Source organism: Paenibacillus thermotolerans, assembly GCF_028745515.1.
GTDB classification, from domain to species: domain Bacteria; phylum Bacillota; class Bacilli; order Paenibacillales; family YIM-B00363; genus Paenibacillus_AE; species Paenibacillus_AE thermotolerans.
In genome coordinates this window covers 72363-85511 of record NZ_JAQZSG010000012.1, presented here as the reverse complement: position 1 = coordinate 85511, position 13149 = coordinate 72363, and the positions used below count along the sequence as shown (strand labels likewise).

Genomic DNA, 13149 nt, shown 5'->3' with positions numbered 1-13149 from the left:
AGGGACAAACTTTTCAGCCGCTTTCAACTACACTACAAGAATAACGGCTCTGTCGTCCGGATGGACGAGCACCCCGTTGATCTATTGCAGATGTGATCTTCATGAAGCCTGTCAGCTTGTCCACACAAGATGGAGGTGACCCAATGCGTTTGTTAATGTTAATAACTGCGGTCGTGCTCGGCGGGATGACTCCGGTCGCCGCTAACGCCTTGCTCGGTGGATTGTTTACCCGATCCGTCGCGGCGTCAGCGCCTGCCGCTTCGACCGCTTCGGCTGCCCCCGCCGTGAAGGCATCCGGGTCCGTATCCGCTCTTACCGTACCGAAGCCGGTAACGCCGAAGCCGGCCGATGCGCAAATCGACGATTGGATCGACCGATTGTCGAAGGAGCCGAAATTCGAAGCGTGGAAAAACGCTTCCTGGTCAAAATATCCGATCGGCCCGGGTAATCACGGCTGGGTCGTTATTGTGAAGGATGCCGCTTCCGGCATGGAGACCGGATATTTGGTCGTATGGGAAACGGAGAACGGAACATTGCAGCTGGAGGAGTACGGAATCGGCGACTTGCCGCTGTTTTCGCAGCGGACACTGAGTTGGGCGCTTGGTTCCGAAGGACTTGAGGGTGTGAAATTTACGAAGAAGGCCGCCGTGGAGCGGATCTATTTCGACGCTTTACATGCGTACTGGAAAGTTTCCGAGGGAAAAATAACCCGCTATGCGGACGCGAAAACCGGTGAATGGCTGCCGATCGGGGAACGCGAGCTCCTAAGCTTGGCTGAGGTTCCGAGCCCGCAAGGCGAACGAACAGGCGCGGGGGCGGGAGCCAAAAGCGTGCATGTGCTGGCGAAACGCGTTGCAGACCCTTATATGAATATCGCCTGGATTACGGGAAAGCCGATTTCGATTCGAGGCTGGAACGATTTGTTGAAGACGCTTGGCGGAAAAGACGAGGCGCCGGTATACCGTGCGGATTTGTTCGACGGCCTGATGATGGTGCCGATGGGAGTTGCCGGTGTCCACGCATGGAAAGCGAACGTCGGCAATGAAGCGCTCGACAGCTTCGTCGCCGTCGAGCAGGAAGGCTTGCGATACATTCCGTTTGACCGTTTGGCGGCGAACGGATCGTTTGTGCACTAGTAGCTTACTTACGGTATTTCTCCTCTCAAATATATACATATTGAAGCCCTCGGGAGGGAACGCTTTACGCATCCCCGTCCGAGGGCGCCTTTTTGTTGCTTCCGTTTCGAAACAGCAGCTTGATCGCCATCGGAATCATTCCGAAATAGCGGTAATGCCAAGGCTCCCTGCTTTGAATTCGCGCAAGCTTCCGCTGCTTTCGTTGCTCCGGCGGAAGGTCGATGTAGGTGACTACTCTTTGCGTGATGTATTTGACGAGCTCTTCCCCTTTGGCCATCATCAATCGCCCCCCAATCCCTATTATGGTCCGGGCGGGCTTGCTTTAAACATCTTCGGGGCCGGCGTCCTCCAGAACCGCATCCTTAATGGCGGGCGGCAGCGCGCGCGGCTCGGTATACGGCTGATACACGTAGCGGCGGTCCAGCTTCACCAGCTTCCGCGTTCGTTTGCGGATCAGCACGCTGTTGTCATCCCAAGCGACGACATATCCGCGCACATCGTTGTCCTTACTCGCATCGCGGACGACGCGAAGCAGCGTTCCCTCGATGCGGTACGCATCCAGTTGTTCATCCGTAATCATTGGACTTGCCACCTCCGTTTATATAAAGAAAAAAGACCTACCGCCGTGCGATAGGCCTTCATGACAATACCGGTTAACCGACATGCTCCCTGGAATCGTTGGGCTGCGTCTCGAACCAATGGTCAAGCACCTTCGCCGACATGACGCGCGTCTTGACGTATTCGGTCTGCTGCGATGTGAAATGCTGCTCCCACTCGTATTCGACATCTTGACATATGTTAACAATGGTTAACAATTCGGACCATGCCACATAACGTTTGTACCAGAAAAATTGAGGATGTTCCACCATATACGGGTAGAGGTCATCGAATTCGGTATGCTTGCAGTCGACTGTTCGCTCGAAGTGTGTTTTGGCAGCCTCGAGCTTGTTAGCTACATATTCGTTCGTCAGCGGTTGATTCCCCATCGTGACGCCTCCTCTCCGGAACTTATCTATCATTATAAAGCAAGAGAGGTGAGGATGAAAGACAGAGACGAGTTGAAAAATGATGCTAATTTTTCGGAATGTCAGCGGTTTTCACACGGTTATTCTTCTACAAATCGGACTTGTCCTCCGGACAGCGATGCGATTTTGGCGAGCGATTCCACTCGGACGCCTTGCTCGCGGAGCGACCGGCCTCCGCTTTGGAACGCCTTCTCGATCACGATACCCGCGCCGACAAGCGCAGCCCCCGCCCGTTCCACGATGCGGATGAGCCCTCTTGCCGCGTCTCCGTTGGCGATGAAGTCGTCGATGAACAACACTCTGTCTTCCGCGGAAATAAGCGACTTCGCCAAAATAATGTCGGTCACAATTCCCTTCGTAAAGGAAGGTACGCGCTCCGCGTAATACTCCCCTTCATTCATTAAAGCCGATCGCCTGCGTGCGTAAACAAGCGGCACACCGAGCGAGAAGGCGGTCGCATAAGCGATCGCGATGCCGGAGGATTCGATCGTCAGGACGCGGGTGACGCCCGACTCCCCGAAAATCCCCGCGAAGGTTTGCCCGATCTGTGCGATCAATTGCGGGTCGACACCGTGATTCAAAAAGGTGTTCACGCTGATAACGTCGTCCGACAGCACACGCCCTTCACTTAAAATACGCCGCTTTAAAAGCTCCACAAGCCCCATCCCCCGATTAGAGTAGATATGATGTTTTCATTGTAACATTTACCATACAAAAAACGTTCATTCGACGCAACTTTTTCCATTGAAAACCAGTCTAAATACATAAAGCGGTGAAATGTCGTTCCTTAACGTGAGCCGCATTCCGCTTCGTCAAATTTGCGGTTATTTTCCGCCAAAACGATGCCAATTGGTAAAAAATCGTCTTTGAGAGGATACGGTCCCAGAGAGTATAGTATGGTAAGACAAATAAACCGGCATACAGCCGGAAACGGATAGTGAGATGAGAGCTATGAGTAACGGAAAAGGCTTGAGCGTTACGGCCGCATTGCTGATGTGTTTGGTTTTGTTCGGATGCACCGGCAACGAGCCGGCCGTCACCTCCGAGCCGCCGGGAAGCGGAGCGGAAACCGGGGATCCGCCTGCGGCGGCCGTTCAGGAAGCTGCCGGAGCGCAGCCTGCCCCGTCCGAAGCGGATGGGAGCGCGCCTCTTGAAAGTGAAGGCAATAAGAGCCCGATTGAGGTCGCATCGCCCGACGACGGCACGACTTCGGCAGCCCCTGAAAGCTCCGGCGCCGTAGAGGATGCGGAGAGCGGGATGACCGAGTCCGAGGCGCGCCAGAAATTTTACAAAGAGCTTTACGACGTTCACGACACCTTCGACGTGAAGCACCCGACGTTAATGGGCCTTGATATGCGATCGACGCTGGAAGCCGTGAAAACCCGTTTCGGCGAACCCGTGGATACATATGCGCTTCCGGATGAGAGCGAGAAAGCATCGGTTTATGCATATCCCGGATTTTCCGTCGGCATCAGCGACGGTCACGTGCTCTTCGTTGAAGTCAGCACGACTGCGATCAATCCCGGCCTGAACGGCTTAAGAGTCGGCGGCACGGCTGACGATGCGGTCGCGGCGATCGGCGAACCGACCACCCGCAGCGAATATGTGCTGACGTATAAGAACAACGGCGTCGTGCTCAAGTTCGACATCGACCCTAAGAACGACACGATCCAATCGATCAAGCTGTTTCCCGAGGAAACGTAGAGTTGACTGTAAACCGCCCTTTCGGGGGCGGTTTTTTTGTGCTTGGAGCCCAAGTTCCGTTCGAGGTGGTCGATCTGGCGGCGCGGCGGCGCGCAACGGTCCCCCCTGTACTATCTTCGTACAAGTCGTCATACCTTGTACTACTGGGACGAACATGTACAGGCAGGGGGTCGGAACATGAGGCGAACGGCCGCCATTTGGCAAGTGGCCTTTACCTACATCGGCACGGTTGTCGGGGCCGGATTTGCTACGGGGCAGGAAATATTGCAGTTTTTCACGAAATACGGCGGCGTTGCACTGTTCACCATCTTGGTGTCGACGGCGCTTTTTATTTGGCTCGGCACGAAAATTATGCTGCTCGCCAGCGAGATCGGAGCGACCTCTTACGAAGACCTGAACAAAATCTTATTCGGCAAAACGTTCGGCGAATGGTTTTCGCTGCTCCTTCTGCTGGAGCTGTTCTCTGTATCCGTCGTTATGCTGGCAGGCGCAGGTTCCGTATTCGAGGAGCATCTGGGGCAGCCGTTCCTGCTCGGGGTCGGCGTTACGCTGCTGCTCGGGTATTTCGTCATCACCAGAGGGATGAAAGGCATCATTGCCGTAAACAGCATCGTTGTCCCGCTCATGCTGCTGTTTACCGGCATCGTATTTTGGCATACGCTTAATCTCCCGGAATTTGCGGCGGGCGAATGGGCGGTGCGGGAAAGCCCGTATCCGGCATGGCGCGCGTGGCTTGCGCCGCTGCTGTACTCCGCATTTAATTTAACTGCGGCCCAAGCGGTGCTCGTCCCGCTCGGAGCGACGGTGAAGGACCGAAAGGCGATCCGCATGGGGGGCTTGCTCGGCGGCATCGGCCTGGGCGCCTTGCTCATCGCAGGGCATATTTCCCTTTCCATGCATACCCCGGCGATTTTTACTTATGAAATTCCGATGGGGATGGTTGTGGCGGGATTAGGCGCTTTTGTCCATTTGGTATATCTCTTGCTGATTTACGCGGAAATTTTTACGACGTTCATTGCGGATGTGTTCGGCTTGACGCTGCAAATGGAGCAACGAACGCACCTTAAGAGAAACGTTCTGATCGGAGCAACGCTGCTTCTTTGCTTCGGAGTCAGCTTATTCGGATTCAAGGCGCTGCTTTCGACGCTGTATCCGCTGTTCGGCTGCCTAAGCCTAACTTGGTTCGGCATGCTGATCGTAAAAGGCAGGCATGCCGCCTAAACCGGAACGGTTGTACCTAGCCTCTCGTTCCGCTACAATAAATCAAAAAATGTAAATAAAACGAGGCGGTGAAGCTTCATGAAGGTAGCTGCAATTACAGGAGGAGCGCAAGGCATCGGCCGAAATCTCGCCATGCGCTTCGCAGCCCGGGGATATGCCGTATCGATTTGCGACGTGGACAAAGCTGCCGGCTTCGAGGTCATTCGCGCCATTCGGCGGATGGGCGGCAAAGCGATGTTTTTCGCCGCGGACGTGGCGAAGGAGGAAGACGTCGAACGCTGGATCCGCCTTACGGTGGAGGAGCTCGGCGGGCTGCATGCGCTCATCAACAATGCGGGCATCGGCCGCTCCGGCTCGATGCTGGAGCTGCCGATCGCCGATTGGGACCGCGTCATCGGCGTGAATCTGCGCGGCACGTTCCTGTGCTCGCGCATCGCGGCGCGCGTTATGGCCGGTAACGGAGGCGGCGCCATCGTCAACATTTCCTCCACGCGCGCGCTGATGTCCGAGCCGGACACGGAGGCGTACGCGGCTTCCAAAGGCGGCATACTCGCGCTTACGCACGCGATGGCGGTCTCGCTCGGGCCGCACAATATCCGCGTCAACGCCGTCCTGTCCGGCTGGATCGAAACGCGCGACTGGCAGTTCAGCGAGCGCGCACAGCAGCCGGTCCATAGCGAGCGGGACCGGCTGCAGCATCCTGTCGGGCGCGTCGGAACGCCCGACGATATTTCCGAGGCTTGTCTATACCTCGTCAGCGACAAGGCCGGCTTCATCACCGGCCAACGTCTTGTGATCGACGGCGGCATGACCGTCAAAATGATCTACGAAGAATAACCCGCAGTAACCCGCACTACCACGCACTCACTCCTCCGGCTCGTCGTCGGAATCGGGGGAGGCGTCGGCCGCCGCGGCCGCAATATGCGCCGCGGCTTCGCTGCCCGCAGGCACCGCTTCCAAATACACCCGCTTCAGCTGCCGAATGACGCGGTTGAGCGAATACGTCCGCTTCGCCCGCTCCCACGCCGCACGCGACAGCTCATACCGGAACGACGGATCGATCACGACTTGCTCCAGCGCATCCGCCAGCGCATCGGGGTCGTCGACGGGCACAAGCAGTCCGTTCACTCCGTGCTCGATCTGCTCGGCGATGCCGCCGACATTCGTGCCGACGAGCGCCAGCCAGCACAGCGCCGCTTCCGCAAAGACGTTGCCGAACGCCTCCGCCCGGGAGGGGAGTACGAATACATCGAAGAACGGCATAAACTCTTCGGGATGCAGCATATATCCGTAAAAAATAATGTCATCGTAAACTCCGAGCTCCTTGGCCAGCTTCTCCAGCTCTTCCCGCATCGGGCCGTCGCCGATCATATGAAGCACGAACGGCAACCCGCGCCGCTTCAGCTCGGCGCAGGCGCGAACGAGCACGTCGAGCCCTTTCGCCGGCACAAGGCGGCACATCGAGACCAGCTGGGGCACCTCGTTGTCGTGGGCGATCGGCTTAAAGCGCTTCTCGTCGAACCCGTTGCGGATGACCAAAATGTTTTCCGGATGGTCCACATATTCGCTCATATACTCTTTGAACGATTCGGACACCGTCATCAGCCGGTCAACCGTCGCCTCAAGCTCGCGGTACAGCGACGTCAGGAACTTTTCCTCGACGCTTCCCTTCGAAATGCGTTCGTTCAATATCAACTCGCGCTCATAACTGGAATGCACCGTCATCAAAACCGGCGTTTCGGGAAACACCCGCTTCATCACAAGCCCCGCGATCGGATGATGCGCATGAATCAAGTCGTATCGCTTGCCGATGCGCAGCTTCGTCCACCATTCGTAATCCTTCAGCGTCTGGATATATTTATCTACAATCGGCGAGCCTTGAAACTCCCGATGATCGAACGTCGTAAACTCGAAGGGTCCCGTCCCCTTGCCTCTAACCCTCTTCGGAATCGAAAACAAATCCGTCTCCCAGCCCATCCTGGCAAAACGTTCCTGCACATACGGCACCATCGACGAAACCCCGCCAGGCTGCTCCGGCGGAAAAAATAAAGCCTGCAATATGTTCAAGTACGTCCCTCCCGCGGTACAGCTCAAATAATTTGAGACTCTTAGACATCTTAACAAAAATACTCGCCTTCGAACAACGACGACGGCCTCAAACCTTACACCCAAACGTTTCGGAGCTCCTTATATTAATGTAAACGCTTACAACGTGTCCTAGTACACAGACGCGCTTCATTTTTTTTGCTAGAATAAGGATGATTTCTCTAAGGAGGCCCCTGCAGCATGACGGTTCGCGATTTGTTTCTCGGTTCACAAGGCGGCACAGTGTCCGCGCTTCTTATTTTGCTATTGCTCTTTCTTATGTTTACCATGTCCGTGCGGTTAATGCTTTCCCGAAGGAAGAAAGCGTATTTTTCGCTTACGTTCTCCATTGTATTGATCGCAGCGCAGCATGCGCTCATCGTTGTGCTGGGGGATCGTCCGAACCTGCAGAGCGGGGGTGAGGACCATTATATCGTTCAGGGGCTGCAGACCGTATCCTTTATTTTGATGAACGTCGGCCTGTACCAGCTCTATAATACCACCAAACGGAAAATCGCCGCGCTGGCTTACATCGGCGTATTTATCGCCTTGGCGTTAATGGCCTTGCGTTATTATGCGGCGACCAAGCTGCTGACCGATGTCAAAGGGTTGCCTGTGGAGCAGGTTCACGCATTTCTCAATATATGGATGGATCTGTATTTGTATGGTCTTATCTTGTTTTGCTTTTACTTCATTACGCATTCGGTCGGCCAGACCAAAACGTATCAAATCGGTCTTGTCGTCTACTTTTTGACTCACTCGGCGGAAGTGTTGAATTCGTATGTGTTCGATGGAACGGCGGACGGTTTGCGTTTGGCGGAGCATTTTTTCCCGGTCGTCTATTTCTTCATCATCTTTCTGTTCATATTCGAGCGGGTGCTCGAGCTGATGCAGGCGGTATACCATTCCTCCATTACGGACGGGCTGACCGGGCTGTTTAACCGCCGGTTTTTTATGCGCAGACTTAATCAATACGTGCAAAGCGGCATACCGGTGAGCGTTATCTTTACCGATATCGACAATTTCAAAAAGCTGAACGACACGCAAGGGCACCAGCGGGGCGACGAGGCGCTGCGCCATGTGGCTGCGATCGTAATGGAAGAGGCGGAAGGGATCGGCATTCCCGGGCGCTTCGGGGGCGAGGAAATCGTGATGCTGATCACCGATGAGGACGTCGATCCGGCGGAGGCGGCGGAGCGTGCTCGCTCCCGTGTCGAGGCGGAAGCGGGCGTCACCGTCAGCGTCGGCTGGAGCAAATACCGCAAAGGCATAACCGGAGAGACGCTGCTGAAGCAGGCCGACGAGGCGATGTACTATTCCAAAAAGAACGGCAAAAACCGGGTCACCGGATATAAACATATTTCAACTGCGAAACGGGCGTCTGTCACGAACGATTAGCCTCTCGTCCCGAATATCTTGGTAGAAGCAGCCTTTCGGGGCTGATTTCCGGCAGGGGGAACGGGTATGAATATTTTGGTGACGGGAGGCGCCGGGTTCATCGCTTCCCATATTGTCGAAGCTTGCATCGAACGCGGGCATCAAGTCGCCGTGCTCGACAATTTATCCTCGGGACGGATGGAAAACTTGCACGAGGACGCCGTGTTTTTCGAAGGGGACATCAACGGCATCGGCCTGTATAAATCGTTCGGCCGTTTCGCGCCCGACATCGTCATTCATCAAGCCGCCCAGATCGATCCAAACCTCGCTCAGGCGGCCGACGTTCGACGCGGACGTAAATATTTCCGGCACCATTCGGGTGCTGGAGGCGTGCCGCGATTACGGCATTGCGAAGCTCATTTACGCTTCGTCCGCAGCCGTCTACGGGAAGCCGGAGGTGCTGCCCATAGACGAAAGCCATCGGCTCGAGCCGATTTCGTTCTACGGCATATCGAAGCATACGCCGGAGCATTACATCGCGACGTGCAGCGAGCTGTACGGACTCGATTACACCGTGCTGCGGTATTCGAACGTATACGGCGAGCGGCAGGATCCGCGCGGCGAGGGCAACGTCGTGGCGAAGTTCACGGAACGGCTGCTTAGCGGCGGGACGCCGATTGTGTACGGAGACGGCGGGCAGACGCGGGATTTCGTGTACGTGAAGGACGTCGCCGCCGCCAACATTGCCGCGCTGGACCGCGGCAGCAAGGGCATCTATAACATCAGCACGAACGTGGCGACGAGCGTGAACGAGCTGCTGAAGCTGATGTGCGAGCTGGCAGGCGTGCCGTTTCGAGCGGAATACCGCGAGGCGCGCAAAGGCGAAATCGAGCACAGCCGTCTGGACAACGCACGAGCGAAGCGGGACTTGGGCTGGACGCCGCAAGTATCGCTGCGGGAAGGAATTGCGGCGACGCTCGCATATTATCGGAGCCTGGGGCGAATGTGACGCCTCGGGCTTTCGTTTCACAAAGGCCATTTCTGATAAAATAAAAGGATGACACTTTCGACAACATTGCTTGACAGACGAGGAGATCAATCGATGCAGCACAATCCGGTTGAAGCAACGAACGCAACGGCAGCGTCACCGGCCGGCACAGACAAGCCCTTGCGGGAGGGAATGAAAGCCGGAGCCGTCATCGGGCTCGGGTATATCCCGATCGCTATCGCGTTCGGCCTGTTGGCGAACGCTTCCGGCATCGAGTGGTGGCACACGGCGGCCATGTCGCTGCTGATCTATGCGGGAGCGAGCCAGTTCGTCGGCGCCAACATGATCGCGCTCGGCTTCGCCGCTTGGGAAATCGTCACGACGACCTTCATCCTGAATCTCCGGCATTTTCTGATGTCGACGACGCTCTCCCAGCGCATAGAACGCAACACGTCCCGCGGCATGCTCGGCTTGATCGCATTCGGCATTACGGACGAGACGTTTTCGGTCGCTTCGTTGCGTAAAGAACAACGGCTGCAGCCGAAGCTGCTGCTCGGGCTTAATTTCGTTGCGTACGCATCCTGGAACGCGGGCACTTGGCTCGGCATGGCGCTCGGGACCGCGCTGCCCGCCAGCCTGCAAAGCAGCATGGGCATTTCGCTTTACGCCATGTTTATCGGCTTGCTTGTCCCGTCGCTGCGCAAAGCGCGCCCCGCTATCGCAGTGACGGGCGTATCCGTGACGGTCGCATCCGCGCTGCACTGGCTTCCGCTGTTTGCAGGCTTGTCCTCCGGTTGGGTCATTATGATTTCCACCGTTCTGGCATCTGCGGCCGGCGCACTGCTGTTTAAAGAAAAATCCGAAAAGGACGAGCCGACCCCATGAACGATACCGCGCTCATCATCATGATCATTACGATGGCTATTGTAACTTACGTTCCGCGGATGCTGCCGCTTGTCGTCCTTCACCGGCTGCGGCTGCCGCCGTTTCTGCGCAGACAGCTCCGGTTTATTCCTTATGCGGCGCTTGGAGCGCTCATCTTTCCGGGCGTGCTGTATTCGACGGATCGGCCGGCCACGGCGGTCATCGGCGCATGCACCGCTCTTGCGCTTGCCTTGCTCAAAGCCAACCTGCTGCTTGTGGTGGTCGGCAGCATCGCCGCCGTTTATTTTGCCGGCTTGCTGCTGTGAATAAGTAGGCATATCGCCCAGTCAAAACGCCTACGGGCACATATACTGTACCGTTCTTACTTACTATTATTGGAGGAGTTAACGGTATGTTCACGTATGTAGTGCAGCCCGGCGATACGTTGTTCGGTATTGCCAGCCGATTCGGCGTCAACATGCAATCCATTATTCAAGCGAATAGCCTGCAAGGCGATACGATCTATGCAGGTCAAAGATTGCGCATTCCTTCAAGCAGCGGGATACCCGGTGGAGCCCCGGGCGGCGGTATATCGGGCGGTATCCCGGGCGGTTTCCCGGGCGGCGTCCCAGGCTGCATCCCAGGCGGCGTCCCGGGCGGTTTCCCGGGCGGTTTCCCAGGCGGTTTACCGGGCGGAGTTCCAGGCGGTTTCCCAGGCGGAGTCCCAGGCGGTTTCCCAGGCGGCGTTCCAGGCGGAGTTCCAGGCGGTTTCCCAGGCGGTCTCCCAGGCGGTGTCCCAGGTGGAGTCCCAGGCGGTCTTCCGGGCGGTTTCCCAGGCGGCGTTCCGGGCGGCTTCCCAGGCGGCGTTCCAGGCGGAGTTCCAGGCGGTTTCCCAGGCGGTCTCCCAGGCGGTTTCCCAGGTGGAGTCCCAGGCGGTATTCCGGGCGGATTCCCAGGCGGCGTTCCGGGCGGCTTCCCAGGCGGCGTTCCGGGCGGCTTCCCAGGCGGCTTCCCAAGCGGCGTTCCGGGCGGCGTTCCGGGCGGCTTCCCAGGCGGCTTCCCAGGCCAAACGCGGCCCGACCAACGAATCGACCGCTTGGAGCAGGAGATCGGCCAGCTTCATCAGGAAACTCGCCGAATCGGCCAAGAGCTGCAGCGCCTCGAAAGCCGGATCCCCCGCGATTGAGAGCAGGCCGGCTGCGACAATAATCGCGAAAGAGCAGCCTTCGGCACATTGCCGAAGGCTGCTCTTTTGGGCAAACTATATAATAAGCCGAAACAAGTACATAAGAAAGAAGGTCGCATGCTATTGTTCGATCCTACCGCATTTGATAATTGGAAGGTTGTCGTCGAAGGAGCATTCTACGATGCGGACCGGGAAGGTGCGATCGTAGTCGTCGGCCGGGAGGACCTGATCGATCTGGCCGGCATGTCGCGCTCCTTTCGCATAAGCGCGTCGCTTCCCGGGCAGTCGGCCCGCGCCGAGCTCCGTCTGTTCTCAGGTCTTGAGGATTTCACGGCGGAACGGCACGCGGCTTCGCTGAACGAGGAGCCCCCGGGCATCCGTATGGAGCTGCTGCTCACGCTTCCCGGGGAACGGGTGAAGGACATCGCCGCAATCCACGGAAGCATTGAATCGTTATGGTTTCCCGATGCGGAAATTCGGCATTCGCTTACCGTTTCCGTCGACCCCGCGCAGCCGCAGGCTGCCGCTTCGCCGGAGGGAAGCGAATACGCCGTTGCAATGACGTTCTGCAATAAATGGGGCGAGGATCGGCTCAGCGATATCGACGAGCTGCTCAGACGTTTGATCGAGACGCTGCAATCCGTTTCCGCCCGGCCCGCCTGATCCGAGAGCCCGCCGCTAAAGCTCGATCCATATCGCCGTTTTGTCGTCCGACGTTTTCACCCGCGGATACCGTAAGCAAGCTTCGTCGGACTGCTCCAGACGCACCAGCCAATCGACATACTCGGCAAGGCCCATCTCCATCACCTTCGCGCATGCTTCCTCGGCATTGAACGGCGTCTCGCCGGGAGGCTTCGGGACGTACAGGCCGTCCGACATCAATAAAAGAGCCTTCAACCGAATCCGGTTGATCGCTCCGTACTCCACATATCCTTCCAGCTCGGGATCTCCGTTCAATACCGCATACCCTTCGGCCGTGTTGGTCAACCGGCGTCCCGACACAATTTGCGGCAGCACGCAGCGCCACAGCTCGTCTTTGCTGCGCAGTCCGTTCGCAACGCCTTCCGCCCAAAGCCTATGCGTCTCGCCGTCCAAATGCGCGGTCTGGTCGCGGGTCACCGCGCGAATCGTTCCATCCGAGTATACCGCGATCAGCATGCAATCTCCCGCTTGCGCATACTCGACGGACCGCTCGCCGATCCGAACGACAACGGCCGCCGCCCCCCACAGCTGCTCCTTCGCCGACGTGTCGATGCCGCAGCGTTCCATCTCGAGCCTCAATTCCCGGTTCGCGTCAACCAGCGAATCGCGCAACGAGACGTTCCCGCCACCGCCGCTTACAGCCTTCCGCACCGAATCCCCGATGATGCGCGACGCCAAATACCCTCCGGTTTCGCCTTGGTTCCCCCGGAACGGAACGAGCGACGTGGCGCCGTCGATTACGCCGAACACAAGCCGGTCCTCTTCCGCAAGCAGCGCGTCTTCGTTCCATACGCCGCTGCCTTTTATGCTCAATTTTTCAATATTCATATCCCTATCCTCCATAACTCACAGCATTAACCG

General features: G+C 57.2%; 15 protein-coding genes and 2 pseudogenes. 11 read left to right on the top strand and 6 right to left on the bottom strand.

The window, feature by feature from the left end:
- Positions 1-143 precede the first annotated feature (143 nt).
- A complete protein-coding gene (locus tag PT964_RS12210) occupies positions 144-1136 on the top strand; it encodes a hypothetical protein (protein WP_274363629.1) in 993 nt (330 codons plus the stop codon).
- Between the two features lie 64 nt (positions 1137-1200).
- Here PT964_RS12210 and PT964_RS12205 read toward each other — a convergent pair whose 3' ends face one another.
- The 4 genes from PT964_RS12205 to PT964_RS12190 all read right to left on the bottom strand — a co-directional run bounded on the left by PT964_RS12205 (position 1201) and on the right by PT964_RS12190 (position 2817).
- On the bottom strand, positions 1201-1416 hold the full coding sequence (locus PT964_RS12205; protein WP_274363628.1) for a YqzE family protein: 216 nt from the start codon (positions 1414-1416) through the stop codon (positions 1201-1203).
- A 42-nt stretch (positions 1417-1458) separates the two neighbouring features.
- Entirely contained in the window at positions 1459-1716 is a 258-nt protein-coding gene (locus PT964_RS12200; protein ID WP_274363627.1) for a hypothetical protein, read from the bottom strand.
- Between the two features lie 73 nt (positions 1717-1789).
- A complete protein-coding gene (locus PT964_RS12195) occupies positions 1790-2122 on the bottom strand; it encodes a hypothetical protein (protein WP_274363626.1) in 333 nt (110 codons plus the stop codon).
- A 119-nt stretch (positions 2123-2241) separates the two neighbouring features.
- The gene (locus PT964_RS12190; protein WP_274363625.1) at positions 2242-2817 is read right to left on the bottom strand and encodes a xanthine phosphoribosyltransferase; all 576 of its coding nucleotides are present in this window, start codon (positions 2815-2817) and stop codon (positions 2242-2244) included.
- A gap of 295 nt (positions 2818-3112) precedes the next feature.
- Here PT964_RS12190 and PT964_RS12185 point away from each other — a divergent pair, with 295 nt between their 5' ends.
- From PT964_RS12185 to PT964_RS12175, 3 genes are all read left to right on the top strand, one after another.
- Positions 3113-3865 (top strand): hypothetical protein, encoded by a 753-nt coding sequence (locus PT964_RS12185; protein WP_274363624.1) that lies wholly within the window; start codon positions 3113-3115, stop codon positions 3863-3865.
- Positions 3866-4042: 177 nt separating this feature from the next.
- Positions 4043-5086 carry a YkvI family membrane protein gene (locus PT964_RS12180; protein ID WP_274363623.1) on the top strand — a complete coding sequence of 348 codons (1044 nt, stop codon included), beginning with the start codon at positions 4043-4045 and terminating at the stop codon, positions 5084-5086.
- 78 nt (positions 5087-5164) lie between these two features.
- The gene (locus PT964_RS12175; protein WP_274363622.1) at positions 5165-5923 is read left to right on the top strand and encodes an SDR family NAD(P)-dependent oxidoreductase; all 759 of its coding nucleotides are present in this window, start codon (positions 5165-5167) and stop codon (positions 5921-5923) included.
- A gap of 27 nt (positions 5924-5950) precedes the next feature.
- Here PT964_RS12175 and PT964_RS12170 read toward each other — a convergent pair whose 3' ends face one another.
- Complete coding sequence (locus tag PT964_RS12170; protein WP_274363621.1) at positions 5951-7153, bottom strand: glycosyltransferase family 4 protein; 1203 nt, start codon at positions 7151-7153, stop codon at positions 5951-5953.
- Between the two features lie 219 nt (positions 7154-7372).
- Here PT964_RS12170 and PT964_RS12165 point away from each other — a divergent pair, with 219 nt between their 5' ends.
- The 7 genes and pseudogenes from PT964_RS12165 (at position 7373) to PT964_RS12135 (ending at position 12249) form a co-directional block, all read left to right on the top strand.
- Complete coding sequence (locus tag PT964_RS12165; RefSeq protein WP_274363620.1) at positions 7373-8569, top strand: GGDEF domain-containing protein; 1197 nt, start codon at positions 7373-7375, stop codon at positions 8567-8569.
- Positions 8570-8635: 66 nt separating this feature from the next.
- Positions 8636-9557, top strand: a pseudogene (locus PT964_RS12155) (NAD-dependent epimerase/dehydratase family protein).
- Positions 9558-9650: 93 nt separating this feature from the next.
- Positions 9651-10421 carry an AzlC family ABC transporter permease gene (locus PT964_RS12150; RefSeq protein WP_274363619.1) on the top strand — a complete coding sequence of 257 codons (771 nt, stop codon included), beginning with the start codon at positions 9651-9653 and terminating at the stop codon, positions 10419-10421.
- Positions 10418-10726, top strand: coding sequence for an AzlD domain-containing protein (locus PT964_RS12145; protein WP_274363618.1), 309 nt, complete (start codon positions 10418-10420; stop codon positions 10724-10726). The genes PT964_RS12150 and PT964_RS12145 overlap by 4 nt, the downstream gene beginning before the upstream one ends.
- Positions 10727-10812: 86 nt before the next feature.
- Positions 10813-10875 (top strand): annotated as a pseudogene (locus tag PT964_RS26535) (LysM peptidoglycan-binding domain-containing protein); the annotation flags it as partial.
- 49 nt (positions 10876-10924) lie between these two features.
- Positions 10925-11794: a hypothetical protein gene (locus PT964_RS12140; RefSeq protein ID WP_274363617.1), complete on the top strand. Its 870-nt coding sequence runs from the start codon at positions 10925-10927 to the stop codon at positions 11792-11794.
- Complete coding sequence (locus PT964_RS12135) at positions 11710-12249, top strand: hypothetical protein (RefSeq protein ID WP_274363616.1); 540 nt, start codon at positions 11710-11712, stop codon at positions 12247-12249. Before PT964_RS12140 ends, PT964_RS12135 begins: the two co-directional genes overlap by 85 nt.
- Positions 12250-12264: 15 nt before the next feature.
- On the opposite strand, the gene PT964_RS12130 is transcribed toward PT964_RS12135, so the two are convergent.
- Positions 12265-13116 carry a protein phosphatase 2C domain-containing protein gene (locus tag PT964_RS12130; RefSeq protein WP_274363615.1) on the bottom strand — a complete coding sequence of 284 codons (852 nt, stop codon included), beginning with the start codon at positions 13114-13116 and terminating at the stop codon, positions 12265-12267.
- Positions 13117-13149: the final 33 nt, after the last annotated feature.

Coding starts and splice junctions, on each gene's coding strand:
- PT964_RS12210 (WP_274363629.1), top strand. CDS start 144: ATGCGTTTGTTAATGTTAATAACTGCGGTCGTGCTCGGCGGGATGACT.
- PT964_RS12205 (WP_274363628.1), bottom strand. CDS start 1,416: ATGATGGCCAAAGGGGAAGAGCTCGTCAAATACATCACGCAAAGAGTA.
- PT964_RS12200 (WP_274363627.1), bottom strand. CDS start 1,716: ATGATTACGGATGAACAACTGGATGCGTACCGCATCGAGGGAACGCTG.
- PT964_RS12195 (WP_274363626.1), bottom strand. CDS start 2,122: ATGGGGAATCAACCGCTGACGAACGAATATGTAGCTAACAAGCTCGAG.
- PT964_RS12185 (WP_274363624.1), top strand. CDS start 3,113: ATGAGTAACGGAAAAGGCTTGAGCGTTACGGCCGCATTGCTGATGTGT.
- PT964_RS12180 (WP_274363623.1), top strand. CDS start 4,043: ATGAGGCGAACGGCCGCCATTTGGCAAGTGGCCTTTACCTACATCGGC.
- PT964_RS12175 (WP_274363622.1), top strand. CDS start 5,165: ATGAAGGTAGCTGCAATTACAGGAGGAGCGCAAGGCATCGGCCGAAAT.
- PT964_RS12165 (WP_274363620.1), top strand. CDS start 7,373: ATGACGGTTCGCGATTTGTTTCTCGGTTCACAAGGCGGCACAGTGTCC.
- PT964_RS12150 (WP_274363619.1), top strand. CDS start 9,651: ATGCAGCACAATCCGGTTGAAGCAACGAACGCAACGGCAGCGTCACCG.
- PT964_RS12145 (WP_274363618.1), top strand. CDS start 10,418: ATGAACGATACCGCGCTCATCATCATGATCATTACGATGGCTATTGTA.
- PT964_RS12140 (WP_274363617.1), top strand. CDS start 10,925: ATGCAGGTCAAAGATTGCGCATTCCTTCAAGCAGCGGGATACCCGGTG.
- PT964_RS12130 (WP_274363615.1), bottom strand. CDS start 13,116: ATGAATATTGAAAAATTGAGCATAAAAGGCAGCGGCGTATGGAACGAA.